At 67.8% G+C, this 22,462-nt stretch carries 20 protein-coding genes; 5 read left to right on the top strand and 15 right to left on the bottom strand.

Going from position 1 to position 22,462, the window contains the following annotated elements:
- Positions 1-77: 77 nt before the first annotated feature.
- On the bottom strand, positions 78-1,475 hold the full coding sequence (locus R5H30_RS05290) for a hypothetical protein (RefSeq protein WP_318327026.1): 1,398 nt from the start codon (positions 1,473-1,475) through the stop codon (positions 78-80).
- A 128-nt stretch (positions 1,476-1,603) separates the two neighbouring features.
- Entirely contained in the window at positions 1,604-2,176 is a 573-nt protein-coding gene (locus tag R5H30_RS05285) for a GNAT family N-acetyltransferase (protein WP_318327025.1), read from the bottom strand.
- 146 nt (positions 2,177-2,322) lie between these two features.
- On the opposite strand from R5H30_RS05285, the gene kce reads away from it, so the two are divergent.
- Positions 2,323-3,258 carry a 3,5-dioxohexanoate:acetyl-CoA acetone transferase gene (kce, locus tag R5H30_RS05280; protein WP_318327024.1) on the top strand — a complete coding sequence of 312 codons (936 nt, stop codon included), beginning with the start codon at positions 2,323-2,325 and terminating at the stop codon, positions 3,256-3,258.
- Between the two features lie 3 nt (positions 3,259-3,261).
- Here the strand turns inward: kce and R5H30_RS05275 are convergent, their stop codons facing one another.
- The 3 genes from R5H30_RS05275 to R5H30_RS05265 form a co-directional block, all read right to left on the bottom strand.
- Positions 3,262-3,849: a YdeI/OmpD-associated family protein gene (locus tag R5H30_RS05275; RefSeq protein ID WP_318327023.1), complete on the bottom strand. Its 588-nt coding sequence runs from the start codon at positions 3,847-3,849 to the stop codon at positions 3,262-3,264.
- A 66-nt stretch (positions 3,850-3,915) separates the two neighbouring features.
- The gene (locus tag R5H30_RS05270) at positions 3,916-5,688 is read right to left on the bottom strand and encodes an IlvD/Edd family dehydratase (protein WP_318327022.1); all 1,773 of its coding nucleotides are present in this window, start codon (positions 5,686-5,688) and stop codon (positions 3,916-3,918) included.
- Complete coding sequence (locus R5H30_RS05265) at positions 5,685-6,857, bottom strand: fumarylacetoacetate hydrolase family protein (protein WP_318327021.1); 1,173 nt, start codon at positions 6,855-6,857, stop codon at positions 5,685-5,687. The genes R5H30_RS05270 and R5H30_RS05265 overlap by 4 nt, the downstream gene beginning before the upstream one ends.
- A 155-nt stretch (positions 6,858-7,012) precedes the next feature.
- On the opposite strand from R5H30_RS05265, the gene dhaL reads away from it, so the two are divergent.
- Positions 7,013-8,764 carry a dihydroxyacetone kinase subunit DhaL gene (gene dhaL / locus R5H30_RS05260; RefSeq protein WP_318327020.1) on the top strand — a complete coding sequence of 584 codons (1,752 nt, stop codon included), beginning with the start codon at positions 7,013-7,015 and terminating at the stop codon, positions 8,762-8,764.
- Between the two features lie 14 nt (positions 8,765-8,778).
- On the opposite strand, the gene R5H30_RS05255 is transcribed toward dhaL, so the two are convergent.
- The 3 genes from R5H30_RS05255 to R5H30_RS05245 are packed head-to-tail and all read right to left on the bottom strand — an operon-like array spanning position 8,779 to position 11,360.
- Entirely contained in the window at positions 8,779-9,546 is a 768-nt protein-coding gene (locus R5H30_RS05255) for a triose-phosphate isomerase (RefSeq protein ID WP_318327018.1), read from the bottom strand.
- On the bottom strand, positions 9,543-10,313 hold the full coding sequence (locus tag R5H30_RS05250) for an HpcH/HpaI aldolase family protein (protein ID WP_318327017.1): 771 nt from the start codon (positions 10,311-10,313) through the stop codon (positions 9,543-9,545). The genes R5H30_RS05255 and R5H30_RS05250 overlap by 4 nt, the downstream gene beginning before the upstream one ends.
- Positions 10,314-10,328: 15 nt before the next feature.
- A complete protein-coding gene (locus tag R5H30_RS05245) occupies positions 10,329-11,360 on the bottom strand; it encodes a Gfo/Idh/MocA family protein (protein WP_318327016.1) in 1,032 nt (343 codons plus the stop codon).
- Positions 11,361-11,566: 206 nt separating this feature from the next.
- On the opposite strand from R5H30_RS05245, the gene dctP reads away from it, so the two are divergent.
- The 3 genes from dctP to R5H30_RS05230 are packed head-to-tail and all read left to right on the top strand — an operon-like array spanning position 11,567 to position 14,448.
- Positions 11,567-12,571, top strand: coding sequence for a TRAP transporter substrate-binding protein DctP (gene dctP, locus R5H30_RS05240; protein ID WP_318327015.1), 1,005 nt, complete (start codon positions 11,567-11,569; stop codon positions 12,569-12,571).
- A gap of 42 nt (positions 12,572-12,613) precedes the next feature.
- Positions 12,614-13,156 carry a TRAP transporter small permease gene (locus R5H30_RS05235; RefSeq protein ID WP_318327014.1) on the top strand — a complete coding sequence of 181 codons (543 nt, stop codon included), beginning with the start codon at positions 12,614-12,616 and terminating at the stop codon, positions 13,154-13,156.
- Positions 13,153-14,448, top strand: a complete 1,296-nt coding sequence (locus tag R5H30_RS05230) for a TRAP transporter large permease (RefSeq protein WP_318327013.1) — start codon at positions 13,153-13,155, stop codon at positions 14,446-14,448. Before R5H30_RS05235 ends, R5H30_RS05230 begins: the two co-directional genes overlap by 4 nt.
- 4 nt (positions 14,449-14,452) lie before the next feature.
- Here R5H30_RS05230 and R5H30_RS05225 read toward each other — a convergent pair whose 3' ends face one another.
- Genes R5H30_RS05225 through qhpG form a run of 7 tightly spaced genes read right to left on the bottom strand, consistent with a single transcriptional unit; the run spans position 14,453 to position 22,437 of the window.
- A complete protein-coding gene (locus R5H30_RS05225; RefSeq protein ID WP_318327011.1) occupies positions 14,453-15,088 on the bottom strand; it encodes a hypothetical protein in 636 nt (211 codons plus the stop codon).
- Positions 15,085-16,800 (bottom strand): ABC transporter ATP-binding protein, encoded by a 1,716-nt coding sequence (locus R5H30_RS05220; RefSeq protein ID WP_318327010.1) that lies wholly within the window; start codon positions 16,798-16,800, stop codon positions 15,085-15,087. Before R5H30_RS05220 ends, R5H30_RS05225 begins: the two co-directional genes overlap by 4 nt.
- A complete protein-coding gene (peaD, locus tag R5H30_RS05215; protein WP_318327009.1) occupies positions 16,797-17,873 on the bottom strand; it encodes a quinohemoprotein amine dehydrogenase subunit beta in 1,077 nt (358 codons plus the stop codon). Before peaD ends, R5H30_RS05220 begins: the two co-directional genes overlap by 4 nt.
- A gap of 7 nt (positions 17,874-17,880) precedes the next feature.
- On the bottom strand, positions 17,881-18,204 hold the full coding sequence (gene qhpC, locus R5H30_RS05210) for a quinohemoprotein amine dehydrogenase subunit gamma (protein WP_318327008.1): 324 nt from the start codon (positions 18,202-18,204) through the stop codon (positions 17,881-17,883).
- Positions 18,201-19,634: a quinohemoprotein amine dehydrogenase maturation protein gene (gene peaB / locus R5H30_RS05205; protein WP_318327007.1), complete on the bottom strand. Its 1,434-nt coding sequence runs from the start codon at positions 19,632-19,634 to the stop codon at positions 18,201-18,203. Before peaB ends, qhpC begins: the two co-directional genes overlap by 4 nt.
- Before the next feature lie 11 nt (positions 19,635-19,645).
- Entirely contained in the window at positions 19,646-21,160 is a 1,515-nt protein-coding gene (peaA, locus tag R5H30_RS05200) for a quinohemoprotein amine dehydrogenase subunit alpha (RefSeq protein ID WP_318327006.1), read from the bottom strand.
- Positions 21,157-22,437, bottom strand: coding sequence for a flavin-dependent monooxygenase QhpG (gene qhpG, locus R5H30_RS05195; protein WP_318327005.1), 1,281 nt, complete (start codon positions 22,435-22,437; stop codon positions 21,157-21,159). Before qhpG ends, peaA begins: the two co-directional genes overlap by 4 nt.
- Positions 22,438-22,462 lie beyond the last annotated feature (25 nt).

The following is a 22,462-nucleotide window of genomic DNA, read 5'->3' as shown; positions in this document are numbered from 1 at the left end:
CTCGGCTGTCGCGGTAAACCTAGGGTGAGACAGGTGCGCCGTCCAATGTCACGCGCACGGCAGCGCATCACCCGATGTCAGGACAGCAGGAAGGCGAAGGCGAGAACCCAGATCGTCAGCAGCGTGGCGACCACGATCACGTAGGCGCCGTTCCAACGCAGCCCGACATGCAGAGCACTGACACCGCCGAAGGAGCCGATCAGAAGCGTGGTCGCGGTGAACGGAGAGCTGACGCCGCTGACCGCCCAACCCGCAGCCAGTGCGGTCACGATCGCGGCGGGGCTGACGCCCATTTCGGCGGCCTCCGGGATCAGTGGCGCGATCAGCGTCACGGCGAGGATCGGGTTCATCCCGAGCTGGCCCAGCACAGGCAGCAGCCAGACGAACCCGGCAAGGACAAGCCAGGCCGGCAGGTCCTCGGGGTGGAGGCCCGCGGCGGCGACCAGTGGCGCCAGCAGCGGCGCGCCGACGGTGCCGATGTAGCCTGCCATCATCAGAAGCGTGATCTCGCCGCGATAGCCCGGCAGGTCGCGGTCAATGTAGCCCGCCAGCCGCCGAAGCAACGCGCCGTCCAAGGCACTACCCCGATCCTGGATCAGCGCCCAGGCCAGCGCGATGACCGGAACCACGAGCATGACGATGCCGACGACCCGGACGCCGGTCACCGCGTGCAGCAGGCTCACGCTGATGCCCAGCAGGACCAGCAGGCCCAACAGGGGCAGCATCAGCGCCCAAGAGCCCTCGACCGGGCCGCGCGCGGGCGGCGGGTGCGACAGCCGGGGTTTGAAGATCGTGTCGAGTGCCCAGCCGGTGACGGTGATGATCGCAGCAGACACGAGGCCCGGCACCACCGCGTCCGCCCAGCGCGCGCCGGGGATCAGCGCGGTGGTGATCGCCATTGCAAAGGCCAGCGGCGACCAGGGCAAAGAGGCGATGAAGCCGCGCTGGATCGCCAGCAGCATGCGCCGGGTGCGGTGCCGCCGGATCTCGGGATCGGATTCGGCCCGCGCGCTGGTCGAGGCCAGTCCGCCAAGCAGGGAGATCGCGCCGTAGTTCAGAAGCAGCGCGAAAAGATGCCCGCCCACGGTCAGCGCGGCATAGCGCCGTCCCGGCGGTTGCAGGGCGAGAAAGGTGCCCCCGGCCTGGATCGCGGGCGAGGTCTCGGCCACGTTGCGAAGGGTCGACAGTGCCGTGAAGAAAGCGGCGATGAAGGCCGCCGAGCCCAGCCCCTTGGTCGCGTTCGCCTGCCAGTCCTGCCCGCGCCACGCCAGCAGCACCGTGAGCAGCACGCCGACCGCAACGAAGGCAAGTCGCGCCGGGCGCACGCGAAGCGAAAGCAGCAGAAGGACACTGAGCGTGACGGACGGGATCATCCAGGTCGCCAAGGGGCCGCCCCATTCACTGACAGTCACGAGACCGGTCAGCAGGATCAGCAGGCAGGCGGCAAGCCGGTCGGCAAGAAAGGCAGGGGACATCTGGTCATCCGGGCGATCCGGCACCGCGGATCATCACGGCTTCGGACCTAGAGCATGTCCATCCGCCATGCAAGCCGGGGCCGCAGACGCCGCCCGGTCCGGAATGTTCGCGTGTCCTGGAGGCCCTGCTACGCGGCGAGCCGACGCATCACGGCGTAACTCGCCCCTGTAACCGCCTCGTCGAATCGCCCCGCGCAGCGGTAACCAAGACGCTCGTAGAACGGTTCGTTTCGTGGCGTGAAGGTTTCGAGATATGTCGCCACCCCTGCCCTGTCCGTCTCTTCCAGAACCGGACGCAGCAGACCGGCCCCAAGTCCGCGGCCTTGCTGCGCCGGGTCGACCCCAAGGATCGACAAGTACCAATCGGTCGGCTCGGTGACGGTCGACGTGGTGCGCGCCATCGAGGCGTTGATCGCGTCGTAGAGCCGCAATGGCGCGTCGCCCATCGCCTTTGCCAAGGCCCGACGCTTCGCCTCAGCCTTGGCCCTCGCACGATCATCCGCGAGCGGCGGAAACCACAGCGCGGCTCCGGCATCGGGCGGTGGCAGGGTCACCAGCCGACCGAAGCCGCGCGCCTCATCGAGCGACAGTGTGTAATAGTCCAGCATCGCCTCGTGCGCGCGCGCCGGATCCTCCGCGGCGGCTTCGAGTGAAGCATAGAAGGCATCGCCGCGCAGCGCCTCATATAGCGCGCGTTCCATCGCACGGTCATTGCCATTTCGCGTCATGTCGCCCCGCATCCCGCCACATTCGCCGCAAGGTTTCATCGGCGCGTCCCCGAGTGCAAGAGCCCGGGATTGGCATTGTCGCCTCTATCGCGGAAGGTGGCGCGACAGGAGGACGGGACATGGGCGGACAGAACGGCAAGGTCATCATCACCTGCGCGATCACAGGGTCGATCCACACGCCCTCGATGACGCCGCACCTGCCGGTGACACCGGACGAGATCGCCGCCGAGGCGATTGCGGCGGCCGAGGCCGGAGCGGCGATCTTGCACCTACATGCCCGCGATCCCGAGACCGGCAAGCCCGACCAGACGCCTGAGGGATTCGCGCGTTTCCTGCCGCGCATCAAGCAGGGCACGAACGCGGTGGTGAACATCACCACCGGCGGCAGCCCCTACATGAGCGTCAAGGAGCGCGTGCGCCCCGCCGCGCAGTTCCAGCCCGAGGTCGCCTCGCTCAATATGGGTTCGATGAACTTCGGGCTCTTTCCGCTGCTGGAGAAGTACAAGGATTTCAAGCATGACTGGGAGCGCGATCACCTCGAAGGATCGCGCGATCTGGTGTTCCGCAACTCGTTCAAGGACATCGCGTATGTTCTCGAAACCTGCTACGGCCACGGCACAAGGTTCGAGTTCGAGTGCTACGACATCTCGCACCTCTACAATCTTGCGCATTTCGCCGACCGTGGGCTCGTGAAGCCGCCGTTCTTCGTGCAATCTGTCTTCGGTCTTCTGGGCGGGATCGGGCCACACCCCGAGGACGTGCTGCACATGAAGCGCACGGCGGACCGGCTGTTCGGCGACGACTACCGCTGGTCGGTGCTGGGCGCGGGCTCGAACCAGTTCCGCATCGCGGCGCAGGCGGCCGCCCTTGGCGGCAATGTGCGTGTCGGGCTGGAAGACAGCATCTGGGCCGGCAAGGGCACGCTCGCGACCTCGAACGCCGTGCAGGTGCGCAAGGTGCGGCAGATCATCGAGGGGCTGGGACTGGCGGCTGCAACGCCGGACGAGGCGCGCGAGATCCTGTCGCTCAAGGGTGGAGACACGGTCGCGTTCTGAGACTCATCGGTCGTGCATGCCTTTGCCGTCGAGGATCCTGCCGCGGGCCTTTTCGATCCGCGACAGGCGCGTCTTGGACTGTTTCGGCTGCGCGAAATGCAGCACCCAGCCGCGCTGTCGGCCCGGGGTCAGCGCCTCGAAGGCGCGTTTTAGCTCGGCGTCCTGCGCCATCTGCTGCCGCAATTCGTCCGGGTAGGAGAAGTCGTCCTTCGGCAGGTCGATCTTCGCGCCCACCTCTTCCAATCGCACCGCCTCGGCGATCAGGTGACCGAGGGTTCCGGACTGCGCAGCGACCTCTTCGGCGGTGGTGAACTTCGCCATGCGGATCACCCGTGAGTTCGCCCCGGGGGCGACCAGAAGGCCCTCCGGGTCCTGCATCAGTACGCCCTTGAAGAAGCCGATGGCGCAATAGGGCTTTGCGACACCGATGTTGCAGACATTGGCCTTTCCCAGCGTGTAGACCGGACTGCGCCACTTGAAGGCTTCGTCAAGCGGGCTGTCGAGCAAGACGCCACGCAGGGCCCGCGCCACATCCTGCCAGCGCTCGAGCTTGTCGAAATAGATCCCGCAGCGGCGGTCCGGCTGGCCCATCGCCTCCTCCTCGCAAATCGAGGTTGTTCCCGAGCGGGTGCCGTGGCAAACAGGGCGCTGGCCCGCTCAGTGGTTGTGGCGTGGCAGCTTCGCGGCAATGCGGTGGAACCCCTCGGCGGATTTCATCGTCGCCCCGTCGGCAAGCTGTCCTGCCTCGGCACGGTAGATGCGCTGCCAGGGCGTGCGGTCCTCTGGCGTCTCGGGTGCGCCTTGTGCCTTGCGCGCCTCGATCTCGGCCGCGTCCACCAGCGCATTGCAGGTGCCTTCGTTGAGGTCGATCTCGATCATGTCTCCGGTGCGCAGCCACGCAAGACCGCCACCGGCGGCACTTTCTGGCGAGGCATGCACGATCGAGGGGCTGTCGGACGTGCCCGACTGGCGCCCGTCGCCCAGCGTCGGAAGGCTCGCGATGCCCTGTTTCAGCAGCCTGTCGGGCGGTTGCATGTTGACCACTTCGGCCGATCCCGGCCATCCCAACGGGCCGGAGCCGCGGATCACGAGGATGCTGTCGGCATCGACGTCGAGGTCGGGGTCGTTGATCCGCGCGTGATAGTCCTCGGACCCGTCAAAGACCACGGCGCGCGCGCGAAAGACGTTCTCACGTCCCGGTTCGGACAGATAGCGCTTGCGGAAAGTTTCCGATATCACCGAGGTCTTCATGATCGCGAAGTCGAAGAGATTACCGGACAGCACCCGGAATCCCGCACGCTCCATCATCGGGTTGTCGTAGCGCCGAATCACATCCCGGTCGCGCGCCTCGCGCCCCTCGAGGTTGTCGGCCATACTGCGGCCGGTGATCGTCAGGCAATCGCCGTCGAGCTTGCCGGCCTGCAGCAACTCCCACATGATCGCGGGCACGCCGCCGGCGCGGTGATAGGCCTCGCACAGCCACTTGCCGGCGGGCTGCACGTCGGCGAGCAGCGGAATGTCGTAACCGTGGACCTGCCAGTCCTCACGCTGCAGCGTGACCCCGGCATGTTGCGCCATCGCCGTCAGATGCGGCTGCGCGTTGGTCGAGCCGCCGATGGCCGAGTTGACCCGCACTGCGTTGAGGAACGCGTCACGGGTCAGGATTTTCGACGGGCGCAGATCCTCGTGAACGATCTCGACCGCGCGGCGCCCTGTGCGATAGGCCATCTGGTGCCTCTCGCGGTAGGCTCCGGGGATCGCCGCACACCCCGTCAGCGACAGCCCCAGCGCCTCGGCGAGACCATTCATCGTCGAGGCGGTGCCCATGGTGTTGCAATGCCCGACCGAGGGGGCCGAGCTGAGCGCCTGCTGCAGGAATTCCTCCTTGTCGATCTCGCCCGCGGCATAGGCCTTGCGCCCTTTCCAGATCGCCATGCCCGAGCCCGCGAGTTGCCCCTCGTGATGCCCGTCGAGCATCGGCCCGCCCGACAGCACGATGGCCGGGATGTCGACAGTCGCCGCGGCCATGATCGCCGCCGGCGTGGTCTTGTCGCATCCCGTGGTCAGCACCACCCCGTCGATCGGGTAGGCGTGCAGGATCTCCACCAGCCCGAGATAGGCGAGGTTGCGGTCGAGCGCCGCGGTCGGGCGTCGGCAGTTCTCGAAGATCGGGTGCGAGGGAAATTCCATCGGGATCCCGCCGGCATCGCGGATGCCTTCGCGGGTGCGCTTGGCAAGGTCGAGGTGATGCCGGTTGCAGGGCGACAGGTCGCTGCCCGATTGCGCGATGCCGATGATCGGACGGCCCGAGCGCAGCTCTTCCGGCGTCAGCCCGTAGTTCATGAACCGCTCCATGTAGAGCGCGGTCATGTCGGCGTGGTCGGGGTTGTCGAACCAGTCCTGGCTGCGCAGGCGTCTCTTCTCGGTCATAGCAGTCCCCGTCCGGCCAGGTTTTCCATCAACGCGCGGCTTCCGAAGGTCCAGGGCGGGATCGCGTCGCAGGCGCGCACCGTGTTGACCAGCCGTCCGAGCGGCGCCGTCGAGATCGCGACAACGTCGCCGTCGTGGTGGGTAAAACCCTGCCCCGGCGCATCGCGGTCCTTGGTCGGCGCGAACATGGTCCCGAGAAACAGGACGAACCCGTCGGGGTAATGATGGCTCGCGTTGCAGGTCTGTGCCGCGATATCCGCCGGCGCGCGCGAGATCTCGGTCATGTGCGACACGTCCGACAGCTCGAACCCGTCGTCGGCCCCGCGAATGTCAAGCGCGACAGTCAGTGCGGAGGCGGTATCGAGCGTGAAACCGTCGTCGAAAAGCCGGATGAACGGACCGATCGCCGCCGAGCCGTTGTTGTCCTTGGCCTTGCCGAGCAGCAGGGCGGAACGGCCCTCGACGTCGCGCAGGTTCACGTCGTTGCCCAAGGTCGCGCCGAGGATCTCGCCGCGCGAATTCACGGCAAGCACAACTTCAGGCTCGGGGTTGTTCCACTTCGAGGCGGAATGCACCCCGATGTCCGCGCCGCAGCCCACCGCCGCCATCGGCTGGCACTTGGTGAAGACCTCGGCATCGGGACCGATCCCGACCTCAAGGTACTGCGACCAGAGCCCGAGTTCCTGCAGGCGCGTCTTGGCGGCGGCGGCCTTGTCCGATCCCGGCACGACGCCGCGCAGGCTTCCGCCCAGAACCTCGGCGATCTCGCGGCGCAGCGCGTCGGCTTTTGCCGGATCGCCCTTGGCACGTTCTTCGATCACGCGCTCGATCATCGAGCCCGCGAATGTCACCCCGGCCGCCTTTACCGCCTGAAGGTCGCAGGGCGCCAGAAGGCTGCCCAGCTTGCCGCGCCCGCCGCCTGCATCGAGGTATCCGTCAAGCGGGCCGAGGGCCGGAAAGTCGCCTGACAGTCGGTCCGCCAGATTGTCGAGCTCGAAAAGTCCCGACACCGTCGGCGCGAGACCCGAAAGGTTCAGCACCGCGCCGTCGCGCACCAGCACCGGGCAGGGTCCGCCCTCGGTCTCGGACCAGACCCGCCCGACCAGTAGCGCGCCGGGATCATCCGGCAGGATATCCTCGGCGCCCGGGTTTGCTGTCTCCGGTGTCATCTGTCGCGATCTCCCCCTGCTCTGTCGCCCCGGTGACATAGATCAGCAAGGCGGCGGCGACCTCAAGCCCCAAATGCCGTCGCGGTGTTTGCCTCTGGCAAGGGCAAGGGACGGTTGCTAGGCTTTCCCGTGCAGCACACCACGGGGGGGAACATATGGCCGAAACACAGCGCAAACTGATCAACGACCCCGAGGCGCTGATCGAGGAACTGATCGCCGGCATGGTGTCTGCGCATCCGCATCTCTTGACCGTCGAAGGCGAGACCGGGCGCGCCATCGTCGCCCGCAACGGTCCGCGCGACGGCAAGGTCGGCATCGTCGTCGGCGGCGGCTCGGGACACGAACCGGCCTTCGCGGGCTATGTCGGGCGCGGTCTCGCGGATGCCGCGCCCCTCGGCAACATCTTCGCCTCGCCCTCGCCGACGCAGATCATGGATGCGGGCCGGGCCGCGGACGGCGGCGCGGGCGTGCTTTTTCTTTACGGCAACTATACCGGCGACGTGATGAACTTCGGCATGGCCGAGGAAGGTCTCGGCACGGAAGGGATCACCGCGCGCAGCTTCGTGGTAACCGACGACATCGCCTCGGCCCCTTTGGAGAAAAGCGAAGAACGGCGCGGCATTGCCGGTGACTTTTTCGTCTTCAAGGTGGCCGGGGCCGCGGCCGATCTGGGGCTGTCGCTGGAGGCAGTCGAAGCGGCGGCGAAACGCGCCAACGACGCCACCCGCACGATGGGCGTGGCGCTTTCGCCCTGCTCGATGCCGCAGACCGGCAAGGCCAACTTCGACATCCCCGTCGGCGAAATGGAAATCGGCATGGGCATTCACGGCGAGCCCGGCGTCGAACGCATCGCCGCAGAGAGCGCCGACGCGGTGACCGACCGGCTGCTGGCGCCGATCCTCGAGGAACTGGCTCTCGCTGCCGGAGACAAGGTGGCGGTGCTGGTCAACGGGCTGGGCTCGACCACGCTGTTGGAGCTTTACCTGTTGCATCGCCGTCTGGCCGAGACGCTTGCGGAGCGGGAAGTCGAAATCCACCATAGCTGGGTCGGCGAATATTGCACCTCGCTCGAGATGGGTGGTGCGTCGATCACCCTGATGAAACTTGACCCGGAGCTTCAGAGATGGCTCGACCATCCCTGCGAGACCCCGGCCTTGCGCGTCGGCGCGTCCGACGTCGCATCCGCCGGCCCCCGCACGCATCGCGCGACGGCTGGAACGCAGACCGCGGTGTCAGCGGACCGGTCGGCGCTGATGACCGACGGCGCGCTGACGCCCGCGATCTTCCGGACGATGCTCGAAGCGGCGGCCGAGGCGATTTTTGCCGAGCGCGACCGGCTGAGCGAACTCGACGGGGCCATCGGCGACGGCGACCACGGCGTGACGATGGAGATCGGCTGGAAGGCGGTTCTCGGGGCGCTGGACAACACCGACGCGCAGACACCGCCGGCCGAGACATGCCGCACCGTGGCGCAGGCTTTTCTTGACGCCGTCGGCGCATCGGCGGGCCCGCTTTATGCCTCGGCCTTCTCGGCGGCCGGCGATGCGGTGGCCGGCCGGCTCAACCTCGATGCCGGCGCGACGGTGGCCTGGCTTGATGGCATGTCCGCGGGCATCATGCATCGTGGCGGTGCCGTGCCGGGCGACAAGACGATGGTCGACGCCTGGGGTCCGGCGGTCCAGGCGGCAAAGGCGCGGCTTTCGGACGGCGGCACCATCACCGAGTGCCTGGAGGCTGCAGCCGAGGGTGCCGCGGATGGGGCCGAAGCCACGCGCGATATGGAAAGCCGGCGCGGCCGGTCGAAGAAACTCGGCGCGCGCTCGGTCGGCCACGTCGACGCCGGGGCGGAATCCGCCGCCGTCATGATCCGCGCTTTCGCCGCGGCAGCGCGCGAGGCCGGTCTCTAGCCCCGTCCCTGCCCTCAGATCACCGCCGAACAGCGCGACAGAATTTCGAGGTAACCCTCGACGTCCCGGGCGGCACGGCCGATGAACAGCCCGTCGACATGAGGGCAGCGAATCAGTTCGGCGCAGTTCTGCGAATTCACCGACCCGCCGTAAAGGCAAGGCACGCGCGACCCCAGAAGCTCTTTGGCGATCGCTGCGATCTCGGCATGGCGCTCATCGGCATAGTCCGCCGTCGCCGGCACGCCGCCGTCGCCAATCGCCCAGACCGGTTCATAGGCCAGAAGGATCGGCGCGGATGTCTGATCCTCCGACAGGCGCGCGAACGCGCCACGCAACTGCGCCTCAAGCACGCCCCGCGCCTGCCCGGCCTCACGCGCGGCGAGGCTTTCGCCGATACAGATCAGCGGCACCAGCCCGTGGCGCACAGCCGCCTCGACTTTCAGCCCCACCGTTTCGTCGGTCTCGCCGAAATGGGCGCGGCGTTCCGAGTGGCCCAGTTCGACGATGTCCATGCCGCAATCGACCAGCATCGGCGGCGAGACCTCTCCGGTCCAGGCGCCCGCGTCGGCCCAGTGCATGTTCTGCGCACCGACCATAACCGAGGTGTCGCCGAGTCTCTGGCGCACCTCGCGCAGCAGCGGAAAGGGCGGGATCACGAAGCGCTGGATGCGCGGATCTCGGGTCACTTCGGAATTCGCAAGTGCCGCGGTGAAAAGCTCGGCCTCGGCACGCAGCTTGTTCATTTTCCAGCTGGTGCCGATCCAGTAGCGCGGCGCGGTCATCCGGCCGGGAATCGCGCGCGCAGCGCATCGACACTGCGACCCAGCAGCGCCGCATCGACGCCGACCGCCGTGAAGGCCGCGCCCTGCGCCATCGCGCGGGCGCAGACCTCCTCGTTCAGCGACAGGATGCCGAAGGGCACGTCGAGGGACTTGAGCGTCGCATAGGCACCTTCCATCTTCGCCTGCACCTCCGGATGATCGGGTTCGCCGGGGTATCCCATGCTCGCGCTGAGATCGGAGGGCCCGATGAACACCGCGTCGACCCCGTCCACGGTCGCGATCGCCTCGAGGTTCTCGATCGCCTGAACGGTCTCGGCCTGCACGATCAGGCACAGTTCCTCCGACGCGCGTTTGGCATAGCCCGGTATCTTCCCGAACCGGCTGGACCGCGTCAGCCCGGCGACGCCGCGCACGCCCTGCGGCGGGTAGCGCATTGCCGAGACCGCGGCCTCGGCTTCGGCGCGGGTCTGGACATAGGGCAGCAGCAGCGTTTGCGCGCCCATGTCGAGCACGCGCTTGATCAGCACGGTGTCGTTGGCATAGGGCCGCACGACCGCCGAGGTGCCGGGATAGCCGGCCACGGCCTGAAGCGCCGGCAACAGCTCAGCGGTCTCGATGGGGGAATGCTCGGTGTCGATGAGCACCCAGTCGAAGCCGCTCGCGGCGAGCATCTCAGTCACCGTGTTGCCGGGAATCGAGTTCCAGATCCCCACGAGATGCGGCCCCTTTTTCAGCCGCGCCTTGAAGTCGTTTCTCGGCAGATCCATCGGTGAACCCCTTTCTTATCCGTCCTCGCCCGGCACCACCGCGCCGCCGGTAGCGGCAGCAGTCCTGATCGCGATCAGAACTGCAAGCGATTCCATCCCGTCGCGTCCCGAGCAGACCGGCGCGGCATCGCCGCGGATGACAGCGGCGAAATTTTGCATCTGTGCGACCAGCGGGTCGCCGGCCGCGCGCAGCAGCGTCGTGCGCGAGATCGGCTGCCACCAGTCGCGCTTGCCGCCGTCACTCCATTCCTCGCCGCGCGGCAGGGCAAGCGATGCGTGGGTGCCGCCGATCCAGACCGCGTTCTCGCCGGTCGGCGGATAGGCCGGGTTGTCGTGCGCGGTCAACTCGTAGGACCAGGGAGCGACGATGGCATCCGAGGCCTGCACGGTGCAGAGCACCCCGCCCTCGAAGGTCAGGACGGCCGCGCAGGCGTCCTCGATCGGGTTGCCCCGCACCGCGTTCGACTGCACAGCCTGCACCTGAACCACGTCGCCAAGCAGGAACCGCAGCATGTCGATGTCGTGGATCAGGTTCATGAAGGTCGGGCCGGCCCCGGCGGCCCGGCGCCAGGGCGTCTCGAAGTAACTGTCGGGCTTTGCCAGCCAGAACATCGCGTGCGCGGCCACGATTCGCCCCAGAGCGCCGCGTTCGATCCGCTCGCGCGCCGCACTTACCACCGGCAGATGTCGCCGGTGATGACCTGTCAGAACCGCGACCCCCGCCGCCTCGCCGGCCTCGACGATGCGGCGCGCGTCGGCAAGACCGGTGGCGATGGGTTTCTCGATCAGCACCGGGACGCCTGCCGCGATACACTCAAGCGCGCCGTCTTTGTGGTGGCTGTTGGGCGTGGCCAGAACCACGCCGGATGGCCCGGCCGCGAGCGCCGCTGCAAGCGAGGTGTGGTGCGCGACGCCGTAGGCCTGCGCCACCTCGGCGGTTTCGGGCAGCGGGTCGATCACCGAATGGATCGCAAGACCCGCCGCACGCAGCGCGGCAAGATGCCGGGTTCCGATCAGACCTGCACCGGCAACAGCGATCCCTGCCATACCTATCGTCTCCCCTTTTCGCCGCGATCTTGGCGCCGCGGAGCGTGCCCCGTTCTTCCGCCAGCGGCCGCCGTGACGCAAGGACGTTCTCGGCCGTCGCAGCCTACCCGCCCGCGTCGCGCGCGGTTGAGAGCGGTGCAAACTGCGGTATAACGGCACCGCGGGCGTGCCGGAGGGCTGCCCGGAACAGATCAGGGAGGATCACCATGCCTATCGCCCTCGCACGCCGCGGCGTGCTTCTCGCGGCTGCCGCCAGCCTTGCGCTCGCCGTCGCTCCGGCCGTCGCGCAGGACAAGGTCACGCTGCGCCTGTCGACACCGGCCACGGACACAGACCAGCGCTCGATCGCGCTCGCGGAGGTCTTCGGCCCTGCGGTATCGGATTTCGCGAGTTACGAGCCGCATTACAACGCCTCGCTCGTGGCGCAGGGGTCTGAGCTCGAAGGCATCGCCAACGGCGATCTGGAGATGTCGATCACCTCGGCACAGGAGCTTGCGACCTTTTTCCCCGAATTCTCGATCTTCGCGACCGGCTACGTCCACCAGTCCGCCGAGCATCAGGTCGCCGTCTTCAACAATCCGCTGATGGACCCGTTCAAGCAGACCGTCGAGGACGAGCTCGGCGTCAAGCTGCTTGCGGTCATGTATCTCGGCAAGCGCCACGTGAACCTGCGCCAGTCTAAGGACGAGCTGACCGTGACGACGCCCGACGACCTCTCGGGCGTGAACCTGCGGATGCCCGGCACGGACGCCTGGCAGTTCCTTGGCCAGGCGCTCGGCGCGAACCCAACGCCGCTGGCCTTCACGGAAGTCTACACTGCGCTTCAGACCGGCTCGGTCGACGGGCAGGACAACCCGCTGCCGACGGTCGTGGATTCCAAGTTCTACGAGGTGACCCAGCAGATCGCGCTGACCGCGCATCTCGTCGATCTCAACTACATCGCGTTTTCGAAGGCGGTCTGGGACGGGCTGAGCGAAGAGCAGCAAGGTGTCGTCCAGCAGGCCGCGACCGATGCTGCCGAAAGTGCCCGGCAGGCCCAGTTGCAAAAGGAAGAAGAGCTGGTCTCGTTCCTCGAGGAACAGGGGCTGGAAATCTACGAGCCCGACGTCGCCGCGTTCCGCACGCACGTGCAGGGCGTCTACCAGGACTCGGAGTTCGCCGCCTCCTGGCCCGAAGGCGTGCTGGAACAGGTCAACGCGCTCGGCAACTGATCGCGCGCGCGGGGCACCCGTATGAAGCAGACTCTGCGATGGATGTCCCGCGCCACGGAAAGCGTGGCGGCCGCGATGATGGCCGCCATGTTCCTCACCTTCATCCTGCAGATCGCGGTGCGCTACACCGCGCGCATTCCCGGCATCGCGGAACGCCTACCGCTGCTCGATCCCACCCGCTACGGCTGGACGCTTGAATTCTGCCTCGCGCTCTGGGTCTGGCTGGTGTTCTGGGGCAACGCCTTCATCGTCCGCGAACGCGATCACGTCACCTTCGACGTGCTCTACAACCATGTGCGCCCGGCCACCCGCCGGTGGTTCGCGATCATCGGAGCGGTGGTCATCTGCATCGGCCTGCTCTGGTCGCTCGAACCCACATGGTCGCGCTTCGCCATCCTGCGCCTCAAGAAAACCGCCACCCTGTCGCAGTTGTTCGGAGACTGGATCCGGATGCGCCACATCTACGCGATCTACGCACTGTTCCTGATCGTCGTCGCCCTGCGCTACGCCTGGCGTGCCGGATACGTCTGGCGGCATGGCGCGGAGGAACACGAGCCCCACAGCGACGGGCGTCTCGACGAATGAGTGCCGAATTCCTCTACTGCATCGGCACGCTGTTTCTGCTGGCCGGGATCGGCGCGCCCATCGCCTACGCGATCCTGATCGCCTCTTTCGTCTACCTCTTCGCCGCCGGACAAAGTGTCGGCGTCGCCGGCAAGACGCTGATGGACGGGCTTTACAACAGCTTCATCCTGCTGGCCGTGCCGCTCTTCATCGTCGCCGCCAACATCATGAATGCCGGTACAATCTCGGACCGGCTGCTGAACTTCTGCGTCGCGCTCGTCGGGCGGTTTCGCGGCGGGCTGGGCCATGTCAACGTCGTGGCCTCGCTGATCTTTTCGGGCATGTCCGGCTCGGCGGTGGCCGACGCCGCAGGCATCGGCAAGATCATCATCGGCATGATGACCCGCTCGGGCCACTACCCGCCGGGCTATGCCGCCGCGATCACCGCCGCATCGGCCACCATCGGCCCGATCATCCCGCCCTCGATACCGATGGTCCTCTACGCGCTCGTCTCCGGGTCCTCGATCGGCTACCTCTTTCTCGGCGGGATCGTTCCGGGCCTGCTGATGGGCGCCGTGCTGATGGCGATGAACGCCATGATCTCGCGCCGGCGCGGCTTCGGGCTGGAAGAGCCGGTGCCGCTGTCGGCCCTGCCTGGACAGTTCTTCACCGCCTTTCCGGCCCTGCTGATGCCCGCGATCCTGCTCTACGGCATCTACGGCGGCGTCACCACGCCGACCGAGGCCGCCGCCGTGGCCGCCGCCTATGCGCTGCTACTTGCCGCCCTCTTCTACCGCGCCCTCAGCCTGCGCGGGCTTTACGGGATCCTCGTCGAAAGCGCGCGATCCTCGGCCGCGGTCGGGATCGTCATCGGCGGTGCGCTGATCCTGAACTACATCGTGGCGTCCGAGAACATCCCCGCGATGATGGCCCAGGTGATGCTCGGGCTCGAGATCGACCCGCTGGCGTTCCTGCTCTGCGTCAACCTGATCCTGCTGCTGCTGGGCTGCCTGCTGGATGCTACGACACTCATCCTCGTGATCATCCCGCTGTTCCTGCCGACCTGCCGCGAGCTTGGCATCGACCTCGTGCATTTCGGGGTGGTGGCCGTGGTTAACTGCATGATCGGCCTAATCACGCCGCCCTACGGCATCCTGCTTTTCGTGATCAACGGCGTGACCCGGATCCCGCTGGTCGAGATCATCCGCGAGGTCTGGCCCTTCGTCGTTGTGCTGATCCTGGCCCTGCTGGCGATGATCCTGTTCCCAGGTATCGTGCTCTTCCTGCCGCGCCTGCTCGGCTACGACGCCTGAATGGTCAGCCGGTTCGCCGCTCGCGTCCCCTGAATGCAGCCCTTTCGGCCAAGACGCGCTCCGGGTCGGTTTCTCCGTCTGCCAGCATCGCGGCGAGGAGCCCGGTCATCTGCGCGGCCGCCACGCTGGCCCCGGCGATCGCCGGATCGGTCGGATGTCGCGGCGCAGCCCCGTAGCGGGCGGTCGACAGATCGAGCAAGGACCAGTCGGCGGCACCGCAGCGCGCATCGCCCTGGACCGAGATCACCCCCGGAAGCGCCGCAGGCCAGACCGGGCCGCCCCGCGCCGCCGCCGCCGCAACGACGTGACGCCCGGACGCGACCAGCCGCGCCACGACCTTGCTCACCGACGGATCGTCGCGCGCGAGGCCCAGCGAGCAATGCACGATCGGAGCCGCGCTTTCCTCGGCAGCCTCCAGAGCGCGGACCAGATGCGTCACCTTCGCCGACAACGCACCGGGAAAGACCGGCAGGCTGAGAAATCGTGTCGGCGCCGCCGCAGTCAGGATCGTTTCTGCCATTGCCGCCGCATGTCGCCCTGCGGGACTGTCCTCGACGGCCGAAGGCACGACCTCGATCCTCTGCATCAGCGCCGGGTGATCTTGCGCCAGCGGGCCGTCGATCAGCGCCACGAGCGTCATTGCACCCGCCGTTGCGAGACATCCACGGTGGTGTCGAAACGACCAAATGCTACGGCATTGCCGTGGGTCACGATGAGGCGTGTCCGATCCGCAAAATGCGTGTCGACGAAGCGCAGGATCCTCGTGCAGGTCTCGGCATCGACCTCGGACAGGGCCTCGTCCAGCACCAGCACCCGGAAGGGCCGCAGCAGCGCGCGACCGAGGCAGATCCGCTGGCGTTCACCGCCCGAAAGGGTCAGCCCATCCTCGCCCAGCGCCGCATCGAGCCCGCCGTGAGGGACGAAGCGGTCCGTGAGTTCCAGCGCGTCGAGTATCGCCTGCGTTGCATCGCGACCCGTATCCGGGGCCGACAGCGACAGGTTCTCGGCCACCGTTCCGCGCATCAGGAAAGGGCGTTGCGGAACGAGCGCAACCGCGCCGCGCAGGTCGGCGCGCGCAAGGCTGCGGATGTCCTGACCGTCAAGCAGGATGCGACCCGAGAGCGGGTCGCCGTGACGTTGCAGCAGCGCCAGCAGCGACGACTTGCCGATCCCGCTCGGCCCGGCCAGCCGGACCTTGGCACCGGCGGGGACCTCGAAGCTCACGTCCTGCACGATCGCCTGCCCCTCGGCGCCCGCCCAGACCGCGTCGTAGCGAATTTCGCCGCCACCTTCGGGCAAGGAGACAGGGTTCGAGGACCAGCGCGGGCCTTCGTGCGACGTCATGACCTCGGACAACCGGTCGAGGGCCGCTTTCACCCGCGCTTGCGCGTGCCACAGCCCGATCAGCGACTGCATCGGCCCGGTCAGGAAGCCGAGATAGGCGATAAAGGCAATCAGCGACCCGAGCGGCCAGTCGCCGCCGATCACCATCAGTCCGCCGACGAGGAAAATCGCGGCCCGCACAAGGGCGGCAAGGCTCGACGGCACGGCCCGCGTGACCTCGCCCCAGACCTGCGCCCGTAAGAGCGCCGCGTTGAGCCGTCCCTGCTGCCGCGCGATGCCTTCCGCGACGGGTCTTTCGGCCCGTGCCGCCTGGATCGCGCCGAGACCCGCGATCATCTCGGCCACATTGCCGGCGAACTGGCCGCGTTCCTCGCGGGTCTCGCGCGCCAGCCGCTCGGTGCGCGGTCGCGCCCAGGCGAAAAACGCCAGTTCCAGCGGCGCGAGGGCTACGGCCAAAAGCGCCAGTTTCCAGCTCAGCACGAAGAGCATAACCGCCCCGCCCACCAGCCGCAGCAGGCTCGAAGAACCGGTGAGCAGCGCGTTGAAGGCGAATTGCTGCACTTCGCCGGCATCGCCGTCGATGCGCGCGAGGATCTCGCCAGTGCGCCGCTGCGCGCGCCACCCGGGGGAGCGTTCGAGCACGGCGCGTGTCAGCGCCGCACGCAGGTCGGCCAGCATCGCGACCGACGCCCGCATGTGGATGAGCGAATTGAACGCGCCGAGCCCGAGGCTCAGAAAGCCCACGCCGAGCAACGCCAGCGACCAAAGGATCAGCGCCTGCCGGTCACCCGCCACCAGGCCCTCGTCGATCACCAGCTTGGTCAGGTAAGGCGGCGCCAACGCCATTGCCGCCGCGACGAGACCCAGCCCGAACAGCAGTGCGATCACCCGCCCCCGGACCTGCAGCACCGGCATGAGCCAGCGCGCGGAGCGGTCGTCGAACAGCCGCGCGCCCACCCGTTCGGGAAGGCGCGCGCGCGTGTTTGCGATGTTCGCGCCGGCCGTCACTCGGCCTGCACGATCTGCATCGTCGCGGTGCCCATGTCGCCGCCCGAGGGCACGAGCATCTCGCCGATGCGTTCGAGCGTCTCGGCGTCGTAGACGCCGATGTCGTCGTTGGTGCCGCCGACATAGAGCTCGCGCCCGTCCGAGGAGATGTTGATGACGTAGTAGGTGTGCGGCAGATCCACGCGCTTGATCAGCTCGCGGGTCTCCACGTCGTGCTTCGAAAGCTGCGTGTAGACGCCGTAGAGCAGGTTCTCCGCGTTCGGATCACGCACGCCCGAGAACATCAGCACCTCGAGCGAGGCGAAATCCTGCAGCGTGGTCTCGCCGCTTTCCAGATCGACCGAGGAGAACCCCCAGACGAAATCGGCGATCTCGGTCATCGCATCATCGGCGAAGACCGCGGCGGTATACATCAGCATGAACTCGTCGTTCTGCTTTCCCACCGGCCAGAAGGCCAGAACGTCGGGCGGGCTGTACTTCTCGCGCTCCCACGAGGCGTTCGGGATCTTGACCGAGACCGCGCCCGAGGCGGGGTCGATGGCGTAGATGTCATGCCCGCCCACATAGACCGTGCCGTCGTCGCCGGTCTGCATCACCGTCGAGCGCCGCGGCGCGGGATAGGTCCGCACCGGCTGCGCCTCGGTTCCAGAGCTCGTGTCGAAAACGGCGAACTCCGGCTCCATGACCTCGTAGCGGTCCGAGTGGTGCTTCACGGGATTGCGGATCGTGTAGACTTCGGCCCCGTCCGGCGACACCGCCAGCGAGGCGATCGAGCGGCGCTTGATATCCGCCTCGGACTGGGCGGCGTAAAAGACCCGCTCGCAGGTCTCGATGTTCACGCCGATCACGTCCTCCCAGCGATTGACCAGCGCGTAGGCCACCGTGCCGTCAGGCGACATCTGGATGACCGCCGGGCTCATCTCGACCTCGAGCGGGCAGTCCTTGACCAGCTCCCGGGCCGCCGCGTCGAAGACGTAGAGGTTGCCGGGCTTGGCGATGGTGACCAGCAGGTCCTTGGCGCCTGCGGGTGCTGCGGCCAGCAGGACGGCCGCCAGAATACTGAGCTGTCTCATGGCATCCTCACGTGTTGGCGTCTTTCGGGAACACGGTGCCGAGCGAACGCCAGTCGTCGGCGGCGTTCGGGGCATCGGCGCTCCAATCGGGGTAGGTGACCATCGTGTCGGGCACCTGCGCGGGCCACCAGCAGGGGTCCGAGCAGCCGTAAAGATCCGCCTCCATCGGCTGGCAGAGTGCGGCGACCCCACCGAAGGGATCGACCTCCCAACCCGGATCGAAGGTGGTCGAACAGCCCGCCGTGACGGTCTGCATCGCGCGGACCTCGTCCATCTTGTCCTCGGACGCGGCCTGCAGCGTACGCGCGGCCTTCTGGTTCATCGGTTTCATTTGTTGTTCGCCCTCCTCGGCGCGATGTGATCGTGGAAATAGGACGGGTTCGTCGCGATCAGGTCGCCGTAGACCCCGATCCCGAAATCGACCCAGTCCCGCATCAGGTCGCAATAGTGGTAGGCCGGCATCAGCGGGTCGGAGAAATGCGCATAGCTTTCGTGGTAGCAGCCGCCCGCACAGAGATTGCGGATGCGGCAGGTCGCGCAGCCCTTGTCGGTCCGGTCGAGCCTGCTTTCGAGAAAGCTCGACAGTTCCTTGCGTTTCACCCCGCTGTCGACCGTGCCGTAGGTCTCCATCTCGGAGCCGGTGAAACGGTGGCAGAGGTTGAGCGTGCCCTCGTGATCGACGGCAAGCATACCGACGCCCGCCCCGCAAGGCAGCGCCTTGGACCGGCCTTCCCAGAGGTCCTGCATCAGCTGGTGCATGTTGGAAAAGCCGATGTTGCGCCCCTCCAGCGCCTCACGGTGATAGCGCCGCCCGAGTGACTTCATGCCCTCGAACACCTCCAGCAGTTCCGTGCCGTCGAGATTGAAGGCGGTCATGTCGCCGGAGGTCACCGGCGAGAACCCGACTTCGGCGAAACCGATATCGTTCTTGAGGTGATCCCAGATTTCTTCGACCGCCGTGACCCCCGCCGTCAGCGTCACCCGCGCACCCACCGGGCGCGAGCGGTAGCGCGCCAGAAGCATCCGCGCCTTGGCTGCGACCGCGTCATAGGACCCCTTGCCGCCGACCGTCTTGCGGTTGAGGTCGTGAAGCGCCTTGGGACCGTCCATCGAGACCGTCAGGCCGAAGCGATGCGCGTCGAGCCAGTCGACGAGCCCCTCGTTCAGAAGCGTCGCGTTGGTAGTCAGGGTAAAGCTCACCTCCTTGCCCAGCGCGGCAAAGCGCGGTTCGGCATGGGCCACGACGTCCTTGATCAGCGGCAGGTTCGACAGCGGCTCGCCACCGAAAAAGACGATGTTGTAGCTGTCGCGGTCCGGGCTTTCCTTTAGCAGCAGATCGATGCTCTTGACCGCTGTGTCGAAGGCCATCTTCCGGCCCTTGCTCGGCGTGTCGAGATCCTCCTTGTAGCAATAGGAGCAGGCCAGGTTGCAGCCGGTGTTGACGTTGAGCACGATGGTCGAGAGCGGGAAGTTCTCGATCCGGATCGCGGGCCGTTCGGCTTTCGGCGGCCCGCCATCGGTGACGATCTCGAGATCAAGCAGCCCGCGAAGCTTTTCGGCCACATCGGCAGGGTCGCGCCCGGCGAAGCGGTCGCGCACGTCGGCTTCGGCCACCTGACCCTTCTCGGCCAGAAATCCCAGCACCTCGCCGTCGAGCGCGTCGAGCTCGAAAAGCGACGTCGTCGGCACGTGGAAGAGCATGTCGCGCTCCTCCACCCGGACCCTGTGGGCGTTCTGGGGTTGGAAATGCAGATATCCCATTTTGGTCCTCCTCAGCGGATGGGCGGGTCGATGAAGCGCTGGACCGTCACGATCAGCTGCGCCTCGCCACTCTGCCCGCCGGCTTCCGCGACGATTTTCAGATCACCCGCGTTGTTGGTCGAGAACGGACGCTCGGGGTTGGGGCCCGCCACGGCGGGCATGAAGATGCCGTTGGCCTCGATGGTCCCGGCAAATTTCGCGTCCTCCATCTGCGCGGCCATCTCGTTGTGGTTCTCCACGGACCAGTCCGCGTCGAGCGCGCCCACGCGGATGTCGTCCTCGGTCTCCGGCTGGCCGTCGGGGCCGTTCCACCAGCCGATCGCCTTGAACTGGGCGGGTACCGGCGCGGGGCCGACGTCCGATCCGCCGCCGACACGGGCGATGGTGAACGCAGGCTCGACCGTGAGCCGGTCGACGGCGTCGAAAAAGGCGACCGTCGCCTCATCGCCACCAGCGGCCAGGGTCGCCACCTCGCCCGCGGCCCCTTCGAGCGTCACGGTGGCGCCGGCGGCATTGGCCTCGGTGCTGCCTGCGCCAAGGTCATCCAGGCCCACGCCCACCGCCTGCGCCGTCACCGTTCCCGGCGCGGCTGCTTCGGGCACGACGCCCAGCAGCACCGGATCGCCACCGGCCTTCGCGCCGCTCAACATGCCGCCCAGGCTGTCGTCGTCGGTCCGGAATTGCCGGCCCTCGAGCCGTGATCCGTCCTCGGAGACCGCCAGTACCTGACGGTATGCGGTGCCGTCGATGGTCACGCTGCCGCGCCATTCATACCCGGTGTAGAGGTTCATCTGCCCGCCGACATCGACGCTGCTGCCGTCCTGCGCGGTCAGCGATCCCGACAACGCATAGGGCGAGGCGTCGCCCGACACGCTGAGCACGCCGTAGACCGCGCCATGTTCCGGCAGGTCGGTCAGCACCACCCAGTCGCCGGCGACCTGCGGTTTCTCCGCGGCCTGCCAAGCGCTCCAGGCCTCGGTTTCCAGCGGATAGGTCTCGGCGAGGTAGGGCGCGATCTCCTCGGTCGCGATCCTGAACCACTCGCGGTCGCGGCCCAGCGCCTGGTACTCGATCGTCGGAAACTGGCCGACGTGGAAATGCATGTGCGTCATCCACTCGTCCGCCGTGCGACGTTGCAGCGCCGCGCGCGCCACCGTGTGGCAACGCCCGCACATCGAGGCCATCGGCTCCTCGCTCTGCTCGACATGCGCGGGGTCTTTCTGCAGCGCATAGCGCCAGTCCGCCGTCTCCGAGGGCGCCATGCCCTGCGTGTCCGACAGGTAGCTGACCAGCGCGCTCTGATCGGCCTCCGAGATGTCGACGTCATGGGCGATGCGCATGCGCACGATTGTCATCAGCCAGCCCTCGGGCGTCTTGCGCTGGCCCGCGATGCGGCTCAGTCCGCTGTCAGTCACGGCGTGGCAACCGCCGCAGGACGCCTCGAGCAGCGCCTCGTCGGCGGAAGCCGCCGCTCCGGTCAGGGCCGTCGCCGCCGCCAGGGCCGCGATGCCGGTCAGTCGTGTCATTGGAGAACCTCCTTGTGTAACGGCCGGTCCGCGGTCGCGATGCCGCGGCTTGTCAGCCAGTCGTGAACCCGTCCCGCCCGGTCGGGCGGAACATGCGGCAGGATGCGCGCGGCAAAATCCGCGCGGTCCGGAAGCGGGGCGGCGCCGAGCCGCGACAGGATCGGCGCGATCTCGACATCGTGGACGAAGGCGACGCCATCGGGCTCCTGCGGCGTTACCAGCACCTCGGCCCGCGCCAGCCGTCCGTCGCGGACGATGACGCGCGGCGTGATCCGCACCGTTTCCGGCGCAGGGGTTTCGGCGGCGAGGTCGTCGGGCCAGCCTCGGCGCTCGGTCCAGAACGGCGTGTCGAGGTTCGCCAGCCGGTAGAAGTCGCGTCCGACGCGGGCCTGCCGCCAGAAGGTGCCCGCGACCCGGTCCCGGTAGAAATCACCGGCCAGTTGCGCCGCTCCGTCGAACAGCGCGCGAGCGAGAGGCACCGCCTGCAGCGCCGAGGCCAGCGCCCAGAACAGACCGTGGCCCGACAGCGGATCCATCGCCACCGCCGCATCGCCTAGGCGCGGAAGCGCCGGGTCGAGGTCCGGCGCGGTCAGGCGCAACTCGGAAGCGTGAACGTGAGGGTCTTGCGGCAACGGCAGGTCCCAGAGCCGTCCCCAGGCCTCCGCAAGCCCCGTGCGCAGCGCCCGAGCCGACAGCGTCGCCTGTCGCCAGCTCGGGCCATCCGCGCCGATGCTCCAGCGCCAGCCGTGCGCGCCCGCCACGACCTCGGCGCCGTCGCAAGGCGCGCCCCAGCCGCCGATGGTGATGCTGGCTGGGCCGCGCAGATGCGCCGGGCCTGCAGGCGCGCGCCGTCCGCGCGCTTCGAAGACCAGACCGGCGGTGATCGAAGGTCGATCCACGATCTCGATCCGGCCCGGCGACACGCGGCGCACCGTGCCCGCGACGAGGTGGACCCCCTCATCCGCCGCCTGCGCCCGCAAACCCGCATCGAAGGCCGGGCGGCGCAGCGCGTGTTCGCGGTTCGGCACCTCGGCCAGATCACCCCAGCGCGCCCGGCGTGGCAGCAAGGGTCCGAGGCCGGCGATCCCGATCCTCTGGGCTCTCAAGGCAGCGACCAGCCGCGGAGCCGCGCCTTCGAGACGGTCCGTGCCGGTGCCCGCATCGACCAGCGCCACGCGCGCGCCTGCGCGCTGCAACAGAATCGCGGCCAGCGCGCCCGCCGGGCCGCCGCCCGCGATGGCGATGTCACACCTGTCTGTTCTCGCGATCCCACCCATCGTCTCAGGCTAGGACGACGCCGCG

This window comes from Roseobacter sp. FCG-D35 (assembly GCF_033436665.1).
Taxonomy (GTDB): Bacteria; Pseudomonadota; Alphaproteobacteria; order Rhodobacterales; family Rhodobacteraceae; genus JAWQFO01.
This window is presented reverse-complemented; position numbering and strand designations above follow the sequence as displayed.